The organism is Streptomyces sp. NPDC090798, assembly GCF_044768965.1.
Taxonomy (GTDB): Bacteria; Actinomycetota; Actinomycetes; order Streptomycetales; family Streptomycetaceae; genus Streptomyces.
In genome coordinates, this window is sequence record NZ_JBIVXA010000024.1 from 70,634 (window position 1) to 90,964 (window position 20,331).

Sequence of the window (20,331 nt, forward strand, 5' to 3'; positions counted from 1 at the left end):
GAGTGAGAGTGCCAGGAGGAAGACAAGTGCCGACCTACCAGTACCAGTGCACCGAGTGTGGCGAGGGCCTCGAGGCGGTGCAGAAGTTCAGCGACAACGCCCTGACCGAGTGCCCCAACTGCGGTGGACGCCTGAAGAAGGTGTTCTCGGCCGTCGGCATTGTCTTCAAGGGCTCCGGCTTCTACCGCAACGACAGCCGTGGCTCGTCGTCGAGCAGCTCGCCGGCGTCCAAGCCGTCGACCTCTTCGACTTCGTCATCGTCGTCGACGTCCTCGTCGTCCTCGTCGGACTCGAAGTCGTCGGGCAGCGGCTCGTCGAGCAGCAGCTCGGCCGCGTAGGACTTTCTCGCAGGGACCCTGTCGTCGTACGACGATGGGGTCCCTGGCGTTTTCGGGGGCGGAGTCCCCGGCGTCGAGACGGGGGCCCCGGCGTCGAGACGGGGGCCCCGGCGTTTTCGGAGGCGAGCCTTCGAATCCCGCTAATGTGCTTGTCATGGCGAACGCAGAGATCGGTGTCATCGGCGGCTCGGGCTTCTACTCCTTCCTCGACGATGTGACCGAGATACAAGTCGACACCCCCTACGGGCCGCCGAGCGACTCCCTGTTCCTCGGCGAGATCGCCGGGCGGCGGGTCGCCTTCCTTCCCCGCCACGGCCGCGGCCACCATCTGCCGCCGCACCGCATCAACTACCGGGCCAACCTCTGGGCGCTGCGCTCCGTCGGCGCCCGTCAGATCCTCGGACCGTGCGCGGTGGGCGGACTGCGCCCCCAGTACGGGCCGGGAACGCTGCTCGTGCCGGACCAGCTGGTCGACCGTACGAAGACGCGGACGCAGACGTTCTTCGACGGGCTGCCGCTGCCGGACGGCACCGTGCCGAATGTCGTGCACGTGTCGCTGGCCGACCCCTACTGCCCCGTCGGGCGCAAGGCCGCCCTCGAAGCGGCGCGCGGGCGCGACTGGGAGCCGATGGACGGCGGCACGCTCGTGGTGATCGAGGGACCGCGGTTCTCCACCCGCGCCGAGTCGCTGTGGCACCAGGCGCAGGGCTGGTCCGTGGTCGGCATGACCGGCCACCCCGAGGCCGCGCTCGCCCGTGAACTCGAGCTCTGCTACACCTCGTTGACCCTGGTCACCGACCTCGACGCGGGCGCGGAGGCCGGCGAGGGCGTCTCGCACGACGACGTGCTGAAGGTGTTCGCGTCGAACGTGGACCGGCTGCGGGACGTGCTGTACGACGCGGTGGCGGCACTGCCGGAGAACGGGACGCGGGACTGTCTGTGCACGACGGCGCTGGGTGGCATGGATCCGGGGTTCGAGCTGCCGTGACGTTGGCTTCGACGGGCGCTCGGTGGGCACCGAGGGGCGCTGACGGGCACTGACGGGCGTTTTCACGCGGTGGAACGTCCCGTTCGGGTGAGGGAGTTGTCCACAACTCGTCGGTAGTCCACCGGCGCCGACGGGCTCCGCCGCGAGGCCTCATCGTGGGATCGCAAGCCGGTCTCTCGTCGCAGGTGGTGGTCCCATGGCACAGCACACTTCTCTTGTACGCACGCAGGACACGGATCTCGTACGGGCGCCGGGCACGGATCCCGTACGTCCGCCCGGACCGGATCACGCACGGCCGCCCGGTGTGGACGCGCCTCCGATCTGCGAGGTGCCGCAGTTCTCCCCCGTACACGTGCGCGGCGGGCGGTACCGGCTGCGGCGTCTCACCCGTCACAAGCGGCGGGCCGTGGCCGCGGGGCTCGCGATCACCGCGGCGGCCCTCGTGGCGGCGGGCCCCGGTGACGCCGGGCGGGCACGGGGCCATCCGACGGCGGCTCCCCCGTCCACGTCCGCTTCCTCCCCCATGTCCCCTTCCCTCCCTTCCCCTCCCCCTTCCGCTACCGCGTCCGTGCGGGGGCGGGGCGCGGTGGAGACGGTGGCGGTGCCGGTGCGGATCGCCGACGCGGCCACGGTGCGGCTGCTCGAACCGGGCGACCGGGTCGACGTGATCGCGGCGGACGGTGGCAGCGAGGGGCGTGTGGTCGCGGCCGGGGCGCGGGTGGCCGAGGTCCCGGACTTCGCCGCCACCGAGACCGGGGCGCTGGTGGTCCTCTCCGTGCCCCGGGCCACGGCGGCGCGGCTGGCGGGCGCGGGCACGACGGCACGGCTGGCGGTGACACTGTGTTGAGTACCGTGCGCAATGCCGTACTGACGGCTCTCCTGGATATCGAATCGGTGTCAACTCTCTCGATCGTGCTACCGAATTGGACAGGTCCGGCGAGCCCTGCCGTAGGTTGCGGAGCTGTTTGTTCCACAACTTGTGCAGAGGGGCCTCTTGGTGAGCGAGAAGAAGCAACCCGGTGTCTGGGAGGGCTTCAAGGCCTTTCTGATGCGGGGCAACGTCATCGACCTGGCCGTCGCGGTGGTCATCGGAGCGGCCTTCACCAACATCGTCAACTCGGTGGTGAAGGGCATCATCAACCCGCTGGTGGGTGCGATCGGCACGCAGAACCTCGACAGCTACAGCTCCTGCCTCAAAGACCCCTGCAACGGCACCGGGGCCACGGCGACGGGCATCCGGATCATGTGGGGCTCCGTGCTGGGCGCCACGCTCAGCTTCGTGATAACCGCGGCCGTCGTCTACTTCCTGATGGTCCTGCCGATGTCGAAGTTCCTGGCCCGGCAAGCGGCCCGGCAGAAGGCGAAGGAGGGCACCCAGGAGATCACCGAGGTGTCCGAGCTGGAGGTGCTCAAGGAAATCCGCGATGCCCTGGTGGCCCAGCGCGGTTCGGGCAACAGCCAGCACTGACGGCGAAGGCCGGGGCCCCGCTCGGAACGCTCACGGACCGACTCCTGAAAACCGGGGCCGGGCCACGGAAGCGCGGGGGCCGATGTCAGACAGTGGGGGCCGGGCTCCGGACGCTCGGAGGCCGACTGCGGACAGTCGGATTCGGGCTCCGGAAACGCGGGGCCTGGCTGCGGACATTCGGAGCCGGGACACGGAACCGTACGCGCCGGCTGCGGACCATCGGGCTCAGGCTCCGGGAACGCCCGGGCTGGCCCCGGGCAGTCGCCGTAGGGCTACGAAAGCTCGGCGGCCTGCTCCCGAGGCTCGAAGCCCGGTCCCGGACCGTCGGCGTCGGGCTCGGGAAGCTCGGAGGTCGGCTCCGGACAGTCGGGCGCCCGTCCGGGAAGCTCGGAAGTCGACCCCGCACGAGGCGGGCCACGCTTGAGAGGCTCGGAAGCCGACTCCGGACGCTCGGGAGCCGACTCCGGACGCTCGGAGGCCGACTCCGGACGCTCGGAGGCCGACTCCGGCGGTCCGGGATCGGGCTTCGTCCTCTTCAGGCCGGGATTCGCGACCGCAGGTCCGGCCGCGGCGGCCTCGGGAACGGCGCTCGCCATGTCGGGGTCGGCGTCAGGCGGCGCCGGGGCACGGCGGCTCAGAGGTGGTGCGGCGGCTTCTCGTCGAGGAACCTCTTCAGGTCCGCCGCGCTGTCACCGTCACCACCGGACTGCTCGCCCCATCCCCGGTCCGTGTCGTCCGAGGACTGCTGGCTCAGCGGGTCGTCGAAGATCAGCGCGGACTTCGGATCACGCGGTGCGGACGCGTCACGCGGTTCGGGGGCGGAGGCGGTACTCATGCGTCCCAGAGTACGCCGAGGGGCCCCCGGCCCACCCCGGTACGGCCGCGTCCTGCGGCCGCCAACCCGAGCGACCTGGACTCTTTTCTGCTGTGCTTGGCCGTATGACGTCCAGCGCCGCTTCCGAACCCACCCCGACGCCCAGGACGGCCCGGCTCGGGCCCCTGCGCAGAATGACTGCCCGGAGGAGGGACGAGGCGCACCGCGTCGCGTCGCCGCTGGAGCTCTTCTTCGACCTGTGCTTCGTCGTGGCCATCGCCCAGGCGGGCGTCGAGCTGATGCACGCCGTGGCGGCGGGACACGCGGGCGAGGGCATCCTCAACTACGCGATGATCTTCTTCGCGATCTGGTGGGCGTGGATGAACTTCACCTGGTTCTCCTCGGCCTACGACAACGACGACGCGCTCTACCGGATCATGACGCTGGTGCAGATCGCCGGTGTCCTGGTCCTCGCCGCAGGGGTGTCGCAGGCGTTCGAGAACCATGTGTACGTAGCCGTCTGGCTCGGCTACGCGATCATGCGGTTCGCGATGATCGCCCAGTGGCTGCGGGTGGCCCGCAGCACGGAGGGCCCCGAAAGAACGATGGTGCTGCGGTACGCGGCCGGTGTGCTGCTGTGCCAGGTCGGCTGGCTGGGGCTGCTGGTCCTGCCGGAGTCCGGGCGCCCCTGGGTGTTCCTGGTGATGGCGATCGCCGAGATGTGCGTCCCTGTGTACGCGGAGAAGGACTTCGTCACCTCCTGGCATCCGCACCACGTCTCCGAGCGGTTCGGCCTGTTCACGATCATCGTGCTGGGCGAGACGATCGCCGCGTCGACGGTCGCCGTGAAATCGGCGGTGGCCGAGCACGACGCGCTGGGCGAGCTGTTGCCGATCGCCGCCGGCGGACTGCTGATCGTCTTCTCCGCATGGTGGATCTACTTCGTGGTGCCCATCCACGGGCACCTGCGGTCCAACGCGCACGCGTTCCTGTGGGGATACGGCCACTACCTGATCTTCGCGTCGGCGGCCGCGATCGGTGCGGGCCTGGAGGTCGCGGTCGAGCAGGCGGTCGGCAAGGCCCAGATCTCGACGCTCGCCGCGTCCGCAGCGGTGACACTGCCGACGGCGCTGTACTTCCTCACGGTGTGGCTGTTGCACGCGCGGTATTTCAAGGTGGGCATCGCACAGCAACTCGTCCTGCCGACGACGGCGTTGCTGGTGATCCTGTGCACCTTCCTGCGCAGCTGGGCCGTGCTCACGGCGGGCGTCGTGGCGGCGCTGTCGGTGGCGGTCGGGGTGGCCTTGACGGCACGGATGGTGACAGGGGAGGGAGCGGGGACCGCGGGGCGGGAAACACTGGAGGCATGACAGTTGACGCTCTGACGGATGTCGCGGGGCTGCGCGTGGGACACGCGACGCGTACCGGCGACGGTTGGCTCACCGGCACCACGGTCGTGCTCGCCCCTGTGGGCGGCGCCGTCGCGGCCGTGGACGTACGCGGCGGCGGCCCCGGCACCAAGGAGACCGACGCGCTCGACCCGCGCAACCTGGTGCAGAAGGTGGAGGCGGTCGTACTGACCGGCGGCAGCGCGTACGGCCTGGACTCCGCGTCCGGGGTGATGGCCTGGCTGGAGGAGCGGGGCCGCGGGGTGCGGGTGGGCCCCGATCCGGCGCACGTCGTGCCGGTCGTGCCCGCCGCCTGTGTCTTCGACCTGGGCCGCGGCGGCGACTTCCGGGCGAGGCCGGACGCGGCCACTGGCCGGGCCGCGGTCGAGGCCGCCGACGCGAGCGGGCCGGGCACGCCGGTGCCGGAGGGGTGTGTGGGCGCCGGGACGGGGGCGACGGTCGGGCGGATCAAGGGCGGGGTCGGGACGGCGAGCGCCGTGCTCGCCTCGGGGATCACGGTGGCCGCGCTGGTGGTGGCCAACGCGGCGGGTTCGGCGGTGGATCCGGAGACGGGGGTGTTGTACGGGGAGTTGCTGCGAGACGGTCGTACGGCCTATCCCACCGCCGAGGTCCACGAGGCGGCGCGGCAACGGCTCGCCGAAGCCGCCGCGAAGAACGCGCCTCCCCCGCTGAACACCACGCTCGCCGTCGTCGCCACCGACGCCGACCTCACCCGCGCCCAGGCCCACAAGCTCGCCGGCACGGCGCACGACGGCATCGCGCGCGCCGTGCGCCCGGTCCACCTCCTGAACGACGGCGACACGGTCTTCGCCCTGGCCACGGGCGCCCGCCCCCTCAGTCCCGACAACCCCCTGGCCCTCAACGAGATCCTCGCGGCGGGCGCGGATCTGGTCACCCGGGCGATCGTCCGCGCGGTACGAGCAGCCGACCCGGTGGACGGACCGGGCGGGGTGTGGCCGTCGTACGGGGAGTTGTACGGGAGCGCCTAGGACGGGTCCGGCCCGTGGTTCCGGGTGGCCCGCTGCCCTCGCTGACGTCAAGTGGGGGCAGTGGCAGGGGGAGTTCGACGTGGGCCCGGCGGTGATTGTCCCGGTTGTGTCACGCGATGGTGCTGGGCCGGGGACGGGGGGAACCCTTCGCGGCACCGCTCGCTCCTTCTCCATGCACTGGAGCGGATCACGCACATCACGAGAAACTGGAGCAGCCCGTGGCAACGCCGAACATGACAGCGCGGCGCGCACTGGGGGCCTGTGCCGCCCTGATGGTCGGCGCCCTCACCCTGACCGGCTGCGGCGGCAACGCCAGCGCCGACGCCAAGGGCGACAAGGACAGCGGCACCTCGGCCAAGACGTCCACGGCGAAGATCGTCATCTCGGCCAAGGACGGTTCGACGGACGCGTCCATCAACGCGACCGGCGTGAAGGTCAGCGACGGCAAGCTGACCGATGTGAAGATGACGGTGTCGGGGTCCGGGACGGCGGTGCCGGGGGCGATCACCGCGGACGGGACCGGCTGGAAGCCGACGGCGCAGTTGGAGCGCGGGACGAAGTACCAGATCTCGGCGACCGCGAAGGACGCGAGCGGACGCACGGCCGCCGCCAACTCCATCTTCACGACGGTCTCCTCGAGCAACAGCTTCATCGGCACGTACACGCCCGACAACGGCACCACGGTCGGCGTCGGAATGCCGGTGTCGTTCAACTTCAACAAGGTGATCAGCAACCAGAAGGCCGTGCAGTCGCACATCACGGTCACCTCCAGCAGTGGGCAGCAGGTGGCCGGGCACTGGTTCGGCTCGCAGCGGCTCGACTTCAGGCCCGAGGCGTACTGGAAGGCCGGTTCCAAGGTCACGATGAAGATCGACCTGGACGGCGTCGAGGGCGCGAACGGCGTCTTCGGGGTGCAGAAGAAGACGGTCACCTTCACCATCGGCCGCTCCCAGGTCTCCACGGTCGACGTCAACACGCAGACCATGACGGTGGTGCGTGACGGCACGACGTTCAAGACGGTGCCGATCTCGGCGGGCAGCCCGGAGCACACCACGTACAACGGTCAGATGGTGATCTCCGAGAAGTTCGTCCAGACGCGGATGAACGGCTCGACGGTGGGCTACGGCGGCGAGTACGACATCCCGGACGTGCCGCACGCGATGCGTCTGACGTCTTCGGGGACGTTCATCCACGGCAACTACTGGTACGACCGCGGGAACCCGCCCTTCGGACGGCAGGGCACCAGCCACGGATGTGTCGGTCTCGCCGACGCACAGGGTGCGCAGGGCGACACCAGCGCCAAGTGGTTCTACGACAACTCTCTCGTCGGGGACGTCGTAGTGGTGAAGAACTCGCCCGACAAGACCGTCTCGCCGGACAACGGACTGAACGGCTGGAACATGTCCTGGAGTGCGTGGACCGCGGGAAGTACGGTCTGACCTGGGGCCGTTGACGTCACGGCGGGCCGCGCGGGAACTTGCCGCGCGGCCCGCTCGTTTTCTGTCCGTACGTTTTCTCGGTTCGCAGGATTGATGTCCGACCGAGGGGCTACGGTATGCACCCACAAGGTGACATGCAGCAACGCCGGGAGAAGCCTTGAGCGTTCCGTACGAGACAGCAGCGTACGAACCACCCGAGTCGCCCGAGTCTCCGGAGGAGCACCTCGAGCGACTCCTCGGCCGTGCCCTGAACTCCTTCGAGCTGCCCGACGAGACGATAAGGCGGCTCGACTGCGCGCTGGCGCACGACAGTTCGCTGCACTCCGCGCACCACAGCGCGGGGCTGCACCGCGAGACGTACCGGCACACCTGGCTGCTCGCCGACGGCTCGGCGGTCACGTTGTGGGAGCTCGTGCACAACACGGCGCTCGGGAGAGAGCCGCAGCACGAGGTGTATGTCGACGAGGAGGAGCTGCGCGCCGCCACGGCCCGGCTGCCGCTGCCGCCGGACGCGCCGGACTTCGAACTGCCCGTGATGGTCCATCTGTCGCCGGTCCCCGAGCCGCGCCACGTCTACCTGACGGACGACTCGGCGGATCACGCGCGGCGGTTGCTGCGGCGGGCGGAGAACGCGGACCGGCCGGGGGCCGACATCACGACGCTGCTGCTGCGCACCGCGTTCGCGCACCAGATCACCCAGGCCTTCGGGCGCCCCTGCCGGGCGGGCCAGGTCGGGCTGTGCTTCTCGCTCTACGAGCACGCGTTCCTGCTCCGCGACGGCCAGGAGATCTCCCTGTGGGAGGTCGAACACACGGCGACGCCGGACGGCCGGCACATGTGCGAGGTCTATCCGACGGAGCACGCGGCACGGGCCGCCATGGAACGCCGGGCGGCGCGGCTCGCCTAGGGCCTGGCGTGTCGAACCGACCCCCCTTCGTCAGGGGGGAGCCCCCCGTTCGTCAGGGGCGACTGTCGCTGAACTGGCGTACCAGGCCCGCGAACGCGGCGTGTTCCTCGGGGGTGAGTTCCACGGACTCCGCGGCGGGGCCGGACCGGCGCTGATGGGGCATGGCGCGGAGCAGGTGCCCGTGGTGGCGCACGACGGCCTCGGTGCGGGCGCGGCGCAGCAGGCGGGACAGGCCGACGACCCAGATGGCGGTCGCGAGGGCGAGGACGGCCACGCCCGTCAGCTGGAGGATCGACACATGCTCAGGCATACCCCCCAGTAGACACCACGGTCCGGGACTTTGGCCCCGGACCGTGACGTATCTCGCAGATGCCCTAAAAGGGCGAGTAGTTGGCCGTTCAGGCCGCGACCGGCTCCTTGGAGTCGACCTTCGTGGCTGTCGCGGCGTCGGCGACCCCCGTACCGGTCCCCTCGGGGGCCTGCTTGCGCATGCCCTTCAGGACGACCACCAGGGCGGTGGTGACACAGACACCGGCCGCGATGGCGATCAGGTAGAGGAACGGGTTGCCGATCAGCGGGACCACGAAGATGCCGCCGTGCGGGGCCCGCAGCGTGGCGCTGAAGGCCATCGACAGGGAGCCGGTGACCGCGCCGCCCACCATGGCGGAGGGAATCACGCGCAGCGGGTCGGCCGCCGCGAACGGGATCGCGCCCTCCGAGATGAAGGAGGCGCCCAGTACCCAGGCCGCCTTGCCGTTCTCCCGCTCGGTCTGGGTGAAGAGCTTGCCGCGCACGGTCGTGGCGAGCGCCATGGCCAGCGGCGGAACCATGCCCGCCGCCATCACGGCCGCCATGATCTTCATCGCGGAGTCGCTGGGGCTCGCGACCGCGATACCGGCGGTGGCGAAGGTGTACGCGACCTTGTTGACCGGGCCGCCGAGGTCGAAGCACATCATCAGGCCGAGCAGCGCGCCGAGCAGGACGGCGTTGGTGCCGGTGAGGCCGTTGAGCCAGTCGGTCATGCCCTTCTGCGCGGAGGCGATGGGCTTGCCGATGACCACGAACATCAGGAATCCGACGATCGCCGCGGAGATCAGCGGGATCACCACCACCGGCATGATGCCGCGCAGCGCCACCGGGATCTTCACCTTCTGGATCCCGATCACCACACCACCGGCGATGAGACCGGCGGCCAGGCCTCCGAGGAAGCCCGCGTTGATGTTGAGCGCGATCGCGCCGCCGACGAAGCCGGGGACGAGACCCGGGCGGTCCGCCATGCCGTAGGCGATGTAGCCGGCCAGGACCGGGACGAGGAAGTTGAAGGCCACGCCGCCGATCTGGAACAGCAGGGCGCCCCAGCTGTCCGTCTGGGTCCACACGAAGTGGTCCATGACCGACGGCGCCTTGTTGACCGTCCAGCCGCCGATCGCGAAGCCGAGGGCGATCAGCAGACCGCCGGCCGCGACGAACGGGACCATGTAACTGACGCCTGACATCAGCCACTTGCGGAGCTTGGTGCCGTAGCCCTCGCCGGATTCACCGGCGCGCTCCACCGGCGTACCGGGCGCGGAGCCCGCGCTGACCTCGCCGCGCGCGGCCTTGCCGCGCACCTCGGTGATCAGCTCGGCGGGCTTGTTGATGCCCGCCTTCACACCGACGTCGACCGTCGGCTTGCCGGCGAACCGGTCCTTGTCCCGCACGGGCACGTCGTGCGCGAAGATCACGCCGTCCGCGGCCGCGATGACCGCCGGGTCGAGCCGGGTGAAGCCGGCCGAGCCCTGCGTCTCGACGACGACCTCGACGCCCGCCTCGCGGCCCGCGTTCTCCAGCGACTCGGCCGCCATGTAGGTGTGCGCGATGCCGGTGGGGCAGGAGGTGACGGCGACGATCCGGAACGGACGCACGCTCGTGGTGGTGCCCGTGGCGGTGTCGGCGGAGGCCGCCGCCGACACCGCCACGGAGTCCTTGGAGCCCTTGGAGTTCTCGGAGTCCTCGGCGGACTCGGAGCCCTCGGGCGCGGTCGAGGCCGCGGCCGCCGGGGACTCGTCCCCGCGGATGAGCGCGGCCGCGGCCGCCGCGTCGTCCACGGCCCGCAGCGCGGACGTGAACTCGGCGTTCATGAGCTGACGGGCCAGCGACGACAGGATCGTCAGATGCGCGTCGTCGGCGCCCGCCGGGGCGGCGATCAGGAAGATCAGGTCGGCGGGGCCGTCCGGCGCGCCGAAGTCGATCCCGGCCGCGCTGCGCCCGAAGCCGAGCGTCGGCTCGGTGACGTGAACACTGCGGCAGTGCGGGATGCCGATCCCGCCGTCGAGGCCGGTGGGCATCTGGGCCTCGCGGGCGGCCACGTCGGCGAGGAAGCCGTCGAGGTCGGTCACCCGCCCCAGGGTCACCATGCGCTCGGCGAGGGCGCGTGCCGCCGCCTCTTTGTTCTCGGCGGACAGGTCGAGATCGACCAGGTCCGCGGTGATCATCTCGCTCATCGCGGGCTCCTTCGCACGCGTATCGCCCGGGGGAAGTGGTGGGCGGGGGTGGGGACGGGGGTGCCGCACTCAAGGAGGGCGGGGTCTACGGGTGTGGCGGAGGCGGGGCCGGGGAAACCCCGCCTCATCAGGGCCTGTTCAGGGGGTGCGACCGCGGCGGTACCGGCCGTCGGAACCGCTGGGTTCGTCGCAACAGCTGGGTTCGTCGCAACAGCTGGGTTCGTCATGACACGGGCTCCGTGAGTACGCGGTCCGCGGGGACCTCCGACGTGACGGTCACGGCGGAGGGGTCGAGGTCGGCCGGGCCCGGCATCACACTGCCGGGCAGCTGTACGGCCGCGGCGCCATGGGCGACGGCGGAGGCGAGGGCCTCCGGGCCGCGGCCTCCGGCGATCAGGAATCCGGCGAGGGAGGAGTCACCGGCGCCCACGTTGCTGCGCACGGCGTCCACCCGTGCGCTGCCGAACCAGGCGCCCGCGCCGTCCACGAGCAGCTGCCCGTCCGCGCCGAGGCTCGCGAGCACTGCGTCGGCGCCCATCTCGCGCAGTTCCTCGGCGGCCTTGACCGCGTCGCCGACGGTGGCGAGGGGGCGCCCGACGGCTTCGGCGAGCTCCTCGGCGTTGGGCTTCACCACGTCGGGCCGCTCGCGCAGCGCGGCGAGCAGCGCGGGGCCGGAGGTGTCCAGCGCGATCCGGGCGCCCGCCGCGTGGGCGCGGGCGACGAGGTCGGCGTACCAGGAAGGACCGAGTCCGCGCGGCAGGCTGCCGCAGCAGGTGATCCAGTCGGTGTCGCCGGAACGATACTGCTGACGCACCGTCTCCAGGAGCAGCTCCGCCTCGGCGGAGGTGAGCTCGGGACCGGGGGCGTTGATCTTCGTGAGCGTGCCGTCCGGCTCGGCGACCGAGATGTTCGAACGGGTGGCTCCGGCGACCGGGACCGGCGCGACCTCGATGCCCTGTGCGTGGAGCAGCTCGGCGACGAGTGCGCCGGGCGCGCCGCCCAGCGGCAGTACGGCGATCGTGCGCTGCCCCGCCGCCGCGACCGCGCGCGAGACGTTCACGCCCTTGCCACCCGGGTCCACGCGTTCGCCGGTGGCCCGGATGACCTCGCCGCGGTCGAGCGACGGGACCTCGTACGTACGGTCGAGGGAGGGGTTGGGGGTGACGGTGAGGATCATGCGCGCACTACTTCCGTGCCACCGCGCTCGATGTCGGTGGCGTCTTCGGGGCTCAGCCCGCTGTCGGTGATCAGCAGGTCCACGTCGCTCAGGTCGCCGAAGCGGGCGAAGTGCTCCTGGCCGTGCTTGGAGGAGTCGGCGAGCAGCACCACGCGGCGCGCGGCACGGATGGCCGCGCGCTTCACGGCGGCCTCGGCGAGGTCGGGGGTGGTCAGTCCGTGCTCGGCGGAGAAGCCGTTGGCTGCGACGAACAGGACGTCGGCGCGGATCTCGGCGTACGCGCGCAGCGCCCAGGCGTCCACGGCGGCGCGCGTACGGTGCCGGACGCGCCCTCCGACCAGGTGGAGCTGGATGCCGGGGTGGTCCGCGAGGCGGGCCGCGATCGGCAGGCTGTGCGTGACGACGGTGAGCGTCGCCTCCAGCGGAAGGTTCCCGGCGAGCCGGGCGACCGTGCTGCCCGCGTCGAGGATCATCGTGCCCTGGTCCGGCAGCTCGGCGACCGCGGCCTGTGCGATGCGGTCCTTCTCGTCGGCCGCGGTGGACTCGCGCTCGGCGAGGTCGGGCTCGAAGTCCAGCCGTCCGGCCGGTATGGCACCGCCGTGCACCCGCCGCAGGAGTCCCGCGCGGTCGAGGGTCTTCAGATCGCGGCGGATGGTCTCCGCGGTGACCTGGAACTCCTCGGCCAGCGAGAGCACGTCCACCCGACCGCCGTCACGGGCAAGCCGGAGGATCTCCTGCTGCCGCTCCGGTGCGTACATGTCCGTTCGCCTCCGATTACTGTGCGGCCGATGCCCGAACTTGTGGTTTCGCTCGGAGGCTACGCCCGGATTTCCGGAAAGTAAACAGGTTCGGGCGACAGGTGGACACAAACGGGCATCGAGGTGGGGCCGTCCGCCCAGCTCGTTTCACTGCTGGCGGGTCACAGCCGGACGGCCGACGCCGTCGTCGCCCCTGTCGCCCGAGCCATTTCCGCAGGCCGCGGACGGTTACGGTCTGTCGCCTGCCCCGCCGGACGCAATGTGCCCGCCCTCCGGCAGCGGAGGGCGGGCACACAACCAAAACGTCAGTACCAGGACGTCAGCACCAGGACATCAGCCCAGCAGCGCCGGCTCGCTGTCGGACACCGGGGCGCCCGCCGCCGGGTTCGCGCCCTCCCGGTCGCCGAGCGCGGTGTCCTCCCCCGCCCCCTCGACATGCTGTGCCGGCCGCTTCGGCAGCGCGAACATCAGCAGGAAGATCGCCACCATCACCGCCACGACCCAGCCCAGCGCGTGCTGGAAGCCGTTGACGAAGGCCGGGCCCACCTGGGCGCGGGTCAAGTGGTCGCCGATCTGGCCGTAGAAGACCACGGACACCAGGCCGAGTCCGAGCGCGTTGCCCATCTGCTGCACGGTGTTGATGAGGCCGGACGCCGAACCGGAGTGCTCGCGCGGGACCTCCGACAGCACCGCGTCGGTCAGCGGGGCCACGATGAAGCCCATGCCCGCGCCCATGACGACCAGCGGAAGCGCCATCTGCCAGGAGGCGATGGACAGGCCGTACCGCTCGGACTCCCAGATGTAGAGCAGCACCCCGGCCGCCATGATCAGCGCGCCGGCCTGGAGCACCTTGCGCCCGAAGCGCGGGACGAGCAGCTGCACCGACATGCCCGCCGCGGCCGACACCGCGATCGAGAACGGGACCCCGGTCAGGCCCGCCCGCAGCGGCCTCCAGCCCAGGCCGACCTGCATGTACAGCGTCCAGACCAGGAAGAAGATGCCGAGGCCGACCCCGAAGACGGTCTGGACGGCGATGCCCGCGGCGAAGCTCTTCACCTTGAACAGCGACAGCTCGACCAGCGGCGATCCGTCCCGCGCCGCCTTGCGCTTCTCGTACGCCACCAGCGCCGCGAAGACGAGGAGGGCGCCGCCCATCGACACGTACCCCCACAGCGGCCAGCCCAGCTCACGCCCGCGCGTCAGCGGGTAGAGCAGCATCAGCAGGCCCAGCGTCACGAGGGCCACGCCGACGAGGTCGAGCTTGAGGGCCTTCGGGGCCTTGGACTCGCTGATGAAGCGTCGTCCCAGGATCAGCGCGGCGATGCCCACCGGCAGGTTGATGAGGAAGATCGGCCGCCACTCCAGACCGAAGAGGTTCCACTCGGTGAGCAACGCGCCGAGGAGAGGGCCCGACACGGCGCCCAGGCCGACGATCGCCCCGAAGAGGCCGAAGACCTTGCCCCGCTCGTGCGCCGGGAAGGTCGCGTGCACGATCGACAGCACCTGCGGCACCATCAGCGCGGCCATCCCGCCCTGCAGAATGCGCGAGGCGACGAGCATCTCCGGGTTCGCGGCGAAGCCACACAGCGCGGAGGCGATCGTGAAGCCGCCTATGCCGACCAGGAAGAGCCGCTTGCGGCCGTGGATGTCGCCGAGCCGTCCACCGGTGATGAGCCCGGCGGCGAAGGCGAGCGCGTAGCCGGCGGTGATCCACTGGATCTGGCTGAAGGACGCGCCCTCGTCCCGCTGGATCGAGGGAATCGCGATGTTGACGATCGTGACGTCGACCAGGTCCATGAAGGCCGCGGTCATCACGATGGCGAGCGCGAACCAGCGCCGCCGGTCGGCCACGGCTGCCGGGCCCTGCGGCGGCTCGGCCGGGCTGCTGAGAGTGGTCTCGGTGGAGGTCATGGCTTGAAGGTAGACCCCTATTAGGTCAGATCACGTCCTAGATGTACGGCACCCTGGGAAACATGACGACGGACACCCCGGCCCGGCTCCTCCAGTTGCTCTCCCTCCTCCAGACCCCGCGCGAATGGCCCGGTGGCGAGCTCTCCGAGCGGCTTGGCGTGTCCCGGCGTACCGTCCGCCGCGACATCGACCGGCTCCGGGAGCTGGGTTATCCGGTGCAGGCGACGAAGGGGGCCGACGGCGGCTACCGGCTGGTGGCGGGCAAGGCGATGCCACCGCTCGTGCTCGACGACGAGGAGGCGGTGGCGATCGCGGTGGGGCTGCGGGCCGGCGCCGGGCACGCGGTCGAGGGCGTCGACGAGGCCTCCGTACGGGCCCTCGCCAAACTGGAGCAGGTCCTGCCGTCCCGGCTGCGCCACCGTGTGTCCACGCTCCAGGCCGCGACCACCCCGCTGACCAGCGGGGACGGGGCGAGCATCGCGCCCGAGACGCTGACCGTGATCGCCGCTTCGGTGACCGGACGGGAACGGCTGCGGTTCGCCTACCGCTCCGGGGACGACACCCCGTCACAACGCCTGGCCGAGCCGTACCGCCTCGTCTCCACCGGCCGTCGCTGGTACCTCGTCGCCTACGACCTCGACCGCGACGACTGGCGCACCTTCCGCGTCGACCGGATCGCCGAGCCCTTCGCGACCGGCGTCCGTTTCACGCCACGCGAACTGCCGACGGGGAGCGCGGCCGAGTACCTGCGGCAGTCGATGTACGGGCGCCAGGAGACGTACGACTTCGAGGTCACCTTCGCCGCGCCCGCCGCGTTCGTCGCGGCCCGCCTGCCCAAGTGGTTCGGCGCGCCCGAGCCGATCGACGAGCGCAACTGTCTGCTGCGTTCCTCCGCCGGGGACTCCGTGGAGTGGCTGGCGGTACGGCTCGCGATGGTCGACTGCGAGTTCACGGTGCGCCGGCCGGCCGAACTGGTCGAGTGCGTAAGGGAGTTGGGCGGACGCCTGACTCGGGCGGCGGCCGACCCGGAAGACGGGTCGGCGGGTAGCTCGTAGGGCGGGTCGGAGAGCGGCTCGTAGGGCGGGGCAGAGGGCGGCTCGTAGGGCGGGGCAGAGGGCGGTCGCCCGGAAGGGCGCGGCGTCAGGGCCGAGTGAGCCCTGCGCGGGCCTGACCGGTCCGCGGCGCGCTCACACGGCTCCCCAGGGGAAGTCACGCAGGGCTTCCAGATGGCGTACCGCGAGCGCGACCGGCCCGGCCGGACCGTCGGCCGGCTCGTCCCCGGCGGCCCAGGCCTCCACCGCCACACGAACGGCCGCACCGGCCACGGCGGCACCGAGCCGGAACTCCGCCCCGCCGCCCGCCACGGAAGCCCTCGCCTCCAGCACCCGTGCCAGTGTCCGCTCCGCCCCCTGACACGCCTCGCCCCACACCCTCAGCACCGCCGGGCTCCCCTCGGCCAGCCGGAGCAGGGCACGGACCCAGTCCATGGACTCCGGTCGCAGCCCGACACCCGGGGTGAGGGTCTGGACGACGGCGTGGCGAAGCGCCTCCGGCACGGACAGGTCGGCCGGGGCGTCACGTACGGCCTCGGCCCACTTCTCGACGCCCGCGGAGAAGAGCGGGGCGAGGCACTCCTCCTTGCCGGCGAAGTAGCGGTAGAACGTGCGTGGCGCGACACCGGCGGCGCGGGCGATGTCCTCGGCGCGGGTGCCGCGCAGACCGTGCCTCATGAAGAGCCCGGCCGCGGCCCGTGCGATCTCCATTCGGGTGGCGGCCTTGCGTCGCTCCGTGAGGGAGAGCCCGGGAGCGGCGGCCGCGCCGGAGCGGACCTCATCGCACCCCCCGGCACGATCGGCCGACGACGAACCCCCCGGAACGCGGGGGTTGGACGCGCGGGCCGCGCGGTTGGTACCGGTCACGGACGGCAGGTTATGCCCCTGTGGCACAATCTGCCATCCGGGTCACCCCGGGGTTCAGGTACGGGGTGGCCCGTCAGGCTGCCCGAAAACCACCGCTCCCCCGGAACGGGCCCCGAACCACCCGCCGAACGCACCCTGCCGAACGCCGACGGACCCCGGACAAAAAGGAGCCGAGCCCCGGCGCCAGGGGGGGGAAGGCGCCGAAGCTCGGCTCTGGAGAGTCCCGGCGCGGGGGGGGAGTGCGTCGGGACTCGGTTCTGGGGGGTCTTGGGGCTGCGCCCCGGGACCCTGAACCCTGGGCCCTGAAGTCTTGTGCCCAGAGCCCAGCGAGTTAAGCGGCGTTACATGGCCATGTCCGGTCGACTTATGGCCGACCTACGGCCATCAGATCCGTCAGATCCGCCGAACCCGTACGAACCATACGTGGCGCACCAACCACATGAACCACGCAAACCGCACGAACCGCGGACATTCTTAAGCCGCCGCATCAAAACCGGTGTCGCGGGCCAGCTTCTTCAGCTCCAGCAGCGCGTGCTTCTCGATCTGGCGGATGCGCTCACGGGTGAGGCCGTGCTCCTTGCCGACCTCCGTGAGCGTGCGCTCCCGGCCGTCGTCGATGCCGTACCGCATCTTGATGATCGAGGCCGTGCGCTGGTCGAGGCGCCCGATCAGGTCGTCGAGCTCCTCGCTGCGCAGCAGGGTGAGGACGGACTGCTCGGGCGAGACCGCGGAGGTGTCCTCGAGGAGGTCACCGAACTGGGTGTCACCGTCGTCGTCCACCGACATGTTCAGCGAGACCGGGTCGCGGGCCCAGTCCAGGACGTCACCCACGCGCTCCGGGGTGGAGCCGAGCTCGGTCGCGATCTCCGCGTGCTCGGGCTCACGCCCGTGCTCGCGGTTGAACTCGCGCTGCACCCGGCGGATGCGGCCCAGCTCCTCGACCAGGTGCACGGGGAGGCGGATCGTGCGCGACTGGTCGGCGATGGAGCGGGTGATGGCCTGACGGATCCACCAGGTGGCGTACGTCGAGAACTTGAAGCCCTTGCGGTAGTCGAACTTCTCGACCGCGCGCACCAGGCCCGCGTTGCCCTCCTGGATCAGGTCGAGCAGGGGCAGGCCGCTACGGGGATACCGCCGGGCCACGGCGACGACCAGCCGCAGGTTGGAGCGGATGAAGACGTCCTTGGCCCGCTCCCCCTCGGCGACCAGCGCCTCGAGCTCCTCGCGGGTCGCGTCCGCCTTGGGGGCATCCACCTCGTCGTCGAGGATCTGCCGAGCGAACACACCCGCCTCGATGGTCTGGGACAGCTCGACTTCCTTGGCGGCGTCGAGCAGCGGCGTACGCGCGATCTCGTCGAGGTACATGCCGACCAGGTCGCGGTCGGCGATTTCGCCGCCTACGGCGCGAACACTGCGTGCCGCGTCGCTGGTCTCGCCGGTGGCGGACTGACGACGGGCGACGGCACGGGTTGCCATGCGTGCTCCCTTGCGATGGTGGGCTTGCGGGTCCTAGTGGCCGCTCGGACACTCTTCCGAGTGCCCGGCATCCGAAGGAAACAACGACTGGAATCCGGACAGAATTCCCAACCCGCCCCTCAATTTTTCTGATCATGCAGTACCCTGTGCCGCCACAGCGGGAGGTCGGATGCCAACAGAACGTACAGAGGTGCAGGTCAGGCCTGGAGTCGAGGCCGACCTCGACGCTCTCACGGCCATTTACAACCACTACGTTCGTGAGACGCCCATCACATTTGACACTGCCGTCTTCACCTCGGAAGAGCGTCGTCCTTGGCTGCTCTCCCACCCTGAAGACGGCCCGCACCGCCTGATGGTTGCCACGGACACGGACTCACAGGGGACTCCCGGGAACGCACAGCGCATTCTGGGATACGCCACATCCAGCGCCTTCCGCCCCAAGCCCGCCTACGCCACCTCCGTCGAGGTCACCATCTACCTCGCCCCGGACTCGGGCGGCCGGGGCGTCGGCACGCTGCTCTACAAGGCCCTCTTCGAGGCGCTCGCCGACGAGGACGTGCACCGCGCCTACGCGGGCATCGCCCAGCCCAACGAAGCGTCCGTGCGGCTGCACGAACGCTTCGGGTTCCGTTATGTCGGTACGTACCGGGAGGTGGGCCGGAAGTTCGGCCGGTACTGGGACGTGGCCTGGTACGAGAAGGACCTCTAGATCAGCCGAACCGGACGCCGACCGAAACAGACGGCAGCACAGACGGCGGCACGGACGTCAGCCGAACTGCACCGACCGCTTGGCCAGCCCCAGCCAGAACCCGTCGATCACCGACCGCTGCCCGTCCAGCTCGCCCGTGGCGTCCGCCGCGCCCATCGTCACGAAGAGCGGGGCGAAGTGCTCGGTGCGGGGGTGAGCGAGCAGGCCGGCCGGGGACTTGCGGCCGAAGTCGAGCAGGGCGTCCCAGTCGCGGGCGTCCAGGGCGCGGTGGCCCCAGTCGTCGAACTCGGCCGACCAGGAGGGGACGCCGGCCTGGCGCAGCGCGGCCAGGTTGTGGGTGAAGAAGCCGGAGCCCACGATCAGGACACCCTCGTCGCGCAGCGGCGCCAGCTTGCGTCCGATCTCCATCAGCTTCACCGGATCGAGGGTCGGCATGGAGATCTGCAGGACAGGGATGTCGGCGTCGGGGAACATCTCGACGAGGGGGACGTAGGCGCCGTGGTCGAGGCCGCGGTCCGGGATGTCCTGGACGGGGACGCCCGGGGCGCGCAGCAGCTTCCGTACGGACTCGGCGAGTTGGGGGGCGCCGGGAGCCTCGTACCGGACCTGGTAGTAGTGCTCGGGGAAACCCCAGAAGTCGTAGACGAGCGGTACGGTCTGGACCGCGCCGAGGGCCAGCGGGGCTTCCTCCCAGTGGGCGGAGACCATCAGGATCGCCTTGGGGCGGGGCAGTTCGGCGGACCAGGCGGCCAGCTCTCCGGGCCAGATCGGGTCGTCGGCGAGCGGCGGAGCGCCATGACTGAGGTAGAGGGCGGGCATGCGCTCCTGCGAGGCACGCCCCTCGGTGACGGCAGACGTGGCGACCGACATGGCGGCTACTCCCTCCGGGGGGTCCATCGTAAGACCGATTGGGAAGTTATTTGAAGTCTCAAGCTTCCATGCAGAACCATACTCCCGATTTGTTTAACATTCAAGAAGGGGCTCGTACAGTGGAGTCCATGAATACGGCATCCGCATCCGCTGAAGAGCCGCGCTGGCTCACCGACGAGGAACAGCGCACCTGGCGTGCGTACATGAACGCCGCCACCCTCCTCGAGGACCATCTCGACCGTCAGCTGCAGCGCGACGCGGGCATGCCACACGTCTACTACGGTCTGCTCGTCCAGCTCGTCGAGGCGCCGCGCAGAAGGCTGCGGATGACCGAGCTGGCCATGAACGCGAAGATCACCCGCTCGCGCCTCTCGCACGCGATCGCCCGCCTGGAGAAGAACGGATGGGTGCGCCGCGAGGACTGCCCTTCCGACAAGCGGGGCCAGTTCGCCGTCCTCACCGACGCCGGTTACGAGGTGCTGAGCAAGGCCGCGCCGGGCCATGTCGACGCCGTACGGCAGGCCTTCTTCGACCGGCTCACGCCCGAACAGCACAAAGCCCTCGGCGAGGCCATGCGGATCATCGCCGAGGGGCTGCAGCCGAAGGACGCGGGCGCGGACCTGCCCTGGCTGCGTTGATGGGGTTGACGGGCCGACGGGCTGGCGGATGACGGACT

At 70.8% G+C, this 20,331-nt stretch carries 20 protein-coding genes; 11 read left to right on the forward strand and 9 right to left on the reverse strand.

The genetic code is table 11. The features are described from left to right. Window positions 1-26 precede the first annotated feature (26 nt). The 4 genes from ACIQTP_RS37575 (at window position 27) to mscL (ending at window position 2,794) form a co-directional block, all read left to right on the forward strand. On the forward strand, window positions 27-338 hold the full coding sequence (locus tag ACIQTP_RS37575; protein WP_403408412.1) for an FmdB family zinc ribbon protein: 312 nt from the start codon (window positions 27-29) through the stop codon (window positions 336-338). A gap of 154 nt (window positions 339-492) precedes the next feature. Then, window positions 493-1,326: an S-methyl-5'-thioadenosine phosphorylase gene (locus ACIQTP_RS37580; RefSeq protein WP_403408414.1), complete on the forward strand. Its 834-nt coding sequence runs from the start codon at window positions 493-495 to the stop codon at window positions 1,324-1,326. Between the two features lie 196 nt (window positions 1,327-1,522). After that, window positions 1,523-2,173 (forward strand): hypothetical protein, encoded by a 651-nt coding sequence (locus ACIQTP_RS37585; RefSeq protein ID WP_403408416.1) that lies wholly within the window; start codon window positions 1,523-1,525, stop codon window positions 2,171-2,173. Between the two features lie 150 nt (window positions 2,174-2,323). After that, window positions 2,324-2,794: a large conductance mechanosensitive channel protein MscL gene (gene mscL, locus ACIQTP_RS37590; protein ID WP_403408418.1), complete on the forward strand. Its 471-nt coding sequence runs from the start codon at window positions 2,324-2,326 to the stop codon at window positions 2,792-2,794. A gap of 634 nt (window positions 2,795-3,428) precedes the next feature. Here mscL and ACIQTP_RS37595 read toward each other — a convergent pair. After that, entirely contained in the window at window positions 3,429-3,629 is a 201-nt protein-coding gene (locus ACIQTP_RS37595) for a hypothetical protein (RefSeq protein ID WP_402041824.1), read from the reverse strand. Window positions 3,630-3,733: 104 nt separating this feature from the next. On the opposite strand from ACIQTP_RS37595, the gene ACIQTP_RS37600 reads away from it, so the two are divergent. The 4 genes from ACIQTP_RS37600 (at window position 3,734) to ACIQTP_RS37615 (ending at window position 8,352) form a co-directional block, all read left to right on the forward strand. Then, on the forward strand, window positions 3,734-4,978 hold the full coding sequence (locus ACIQTP_RS37600; protein WP_403408420.1) for a low temperature requirement protein A: 1,245 nt from the start codon (window positions 3,734-3,736) through the stop codon (window positions 4,976-4,978). Further along, window positions 4,975-6,006, forward strand: coding sequence for a P1 family peptidase (locus ACIQTP_RS37605; protein ID WP_403408422.1), 1,032 nt, complete (start codon window positions 4,975-4,977; stop codon window positions 6,004-6,006). Before ACIQTP_RS37600 ends, ACIQTP_RS37605 begins: the two co-directional genes overlap by 4 nt. A 233-nt stretch (window positions 6,007-6,239) precedes the next feature. Continuing rightward, entirely contained in the window at window positions 6,240-7,445 is a 1,206-nt protein-coding gene (locus ACIQTP_RS37610) for an Ig-like domain-containing protein (protein ID WP_403408561.1), read from the forward strand. 157 nt (window positions 7,446-7,602) lie between these two features. After that, on the forward strand, window positions 7,603-8,352 hold the full coding sequence (locus tag ACIQTP_RS37615) for a DUF6227 family protein (protein WP_402041815.1): 750 nt from the start codon (window positions 7,603-7,605) through the stop codon (window positions 8,350-8,352). A 52-nt stretch (window positions 8,353-8,404) separates the two neighbouring features. On the opposite strand, the gene ACIQTP_RS37620 is transcribed toward ACIQTP_RS37615, so the two are convergent. From ACIQTP_RS37620 to ACIQTP_RS37640, 5 genes are all read right to left on the reverse strand, one after another. Beyond that, on the reverse strand, window positions 8,405-8,662 hold the full coding sequence (locus ACIQTP_RS37620; protein WP_403408424.1) for a hypothetical protein: 258 nt from the start codon (window positions 8,660-8,662) through the stop codon (window positions 8,405-8,407). An 88-nt stretch (window positions 8,663-8,750) separates the two neighbouring features. Next, a complete protein-coding gene (locus ACIQTP_RS37625) occupies window positions 8,751-10,835 on the reverse strand; it encodes a fructose-specific PTS transporter subunit EIIC (RefSeq protein WP_403408426.1) in 2,085 nt (694 codons plus the stop codon). A gap of 223 nt (window positions 10,836-11,058) precedes the next feature. After that, entirely contained in the window at window positions 11,059-12,012 is a 954-nt protein-coding gene (gene pfkB, locus ACIQTP_RS37630) for a 1-phosphofructokinase (RefSeq protein ID WP_403408428.1), read from the reverse strand. Continuing rightward, complete coding sequence (locus tag ACIQTP_RS37635) at window positions 12,009-12,770, reverse strand: DeoR/GlpR family DNA-binding transcription regulator (RefSeq protein ID WP_403408430.1); 762 nt, start codon at window positions 12,768-12,770, stop codon at window positions 12,009-12,011. The genes pfkB and ACIQTP_RS37635 overlap by 4 nt, the downstream gene beginning before the upstream one ends. Window positions 12,771-13,103: 333 nt before the next feature. Next, window positions 13,104-14,681, reverse strand: a complete 1,578-nt coding sequence (locus ACIQTP_RS37640) for an MFS transporter (protein ID WP_403408432.1) — start codon at window positions 14,679-14,681, stop codon at window positions 13,104-13,106. A gap of 62 nt (window positions 14,682-14,743) precedes the next feature. Here ACIQTP_RS37640 and ACIQTP_RS37645 point away from each other — a divergent pair, with 62 nt between their 5' ends. Beyond that, window positions 14,744-15,736: a helix-turn-helix transcriptional regulator gene (locus ACIQTP_RS37645; RefSeq protein WP_403408434.1), complete on the forward strand. Its 993-nt coding sequence runs from the start codon at window positions 14,744-14,746 to the stop codon at window positions 15,734-15,736. A 132-nt stretch (window positions 15,737-15,868) separates the two neighbouring features. Here ACIQTP_RS37645 and ACIQTP_RS37650 read toward each other — a convergent pair whose 3' ends face one another. Next, window positions 15,869-16,444 carry a TetR family transcriptional regulator gene (locus ACIQTP_RS37650; RefSeq protein ID WP_403408563.1) on the reverse strand — a complete coding sequence of 192 codons (576 nt, stop codon included), beginning with the start codon at window positions 16,442-16,444 and terminating at the stop codon, window positions 15,869-15,871. Between the two features lie 630 nt (window positions 16,445-17,074). Continuing rightward, complete coding sequence (locus ACIQTP_RS37655; RefSeq protein WP_402041797.1) at window positions 17,075-18,076, reverse strand: RNA polymerase sigma factor RpoD/SigA; 1,002 nt, start codon at window positions 18,074-18,076, stop codon at window positions 17,075-17,077. Window positions 18,077-18,245: 169 nt separating this feature from the next. Between ACIQTP_RS37655 and ACIQTP_RS37660 the strand changes: the two genes are divergently transcribed. Next, a complete protein-coding gene (locus tag ACIQTP_RS37660) occupies window positions 18,246-18,785 on the forward strand; it encodes a GNAT family N-acetyltransferase (protein ID WP_403408437.1) in 540 nt (179 codons plus the stop codon). A gap of 57 nt (window positions 18,786-18,842) precedes the next feature. Here ACIQTP_RS37660 and ACIQTP_RS37665 read toward each other — a convergent pair whose 3' ends face one another. Further along, the gene (locus tag ACIQTP_RS37665; protein WP_403408439.1) at window positions 18,843-19,655 is read right to left on the reverse strand and encodes a dioxygenase; all 813 of its coding nucleotides are present in this window, start codon (window positions 19,653-19,655) and stop codon (window positions 18,843-18,845) included. A gap of 128 nt (window positions 19,656-19,783) precedes the next feature. On the opposite strand from ACIQTP_RS37665, the gene ACIQTP_RS37670 reads away from it, so the two are divergent. Beyond that, on the forward strand, window positions 19,784-20,293 hold the full coding sequence (locus ACIQTP_RS37670) for a MarR family winged helix-turn-helix transcriptional regulator (RefSeq protein ID WP_168492601.1): 510 nt from the start codon (window positions 19,784-19,786) through the stop codon (window positions 20,291-20,293). The last annotated feature ends 38 nt before the right edge of the window (window positions 20,294-20,331 follow it).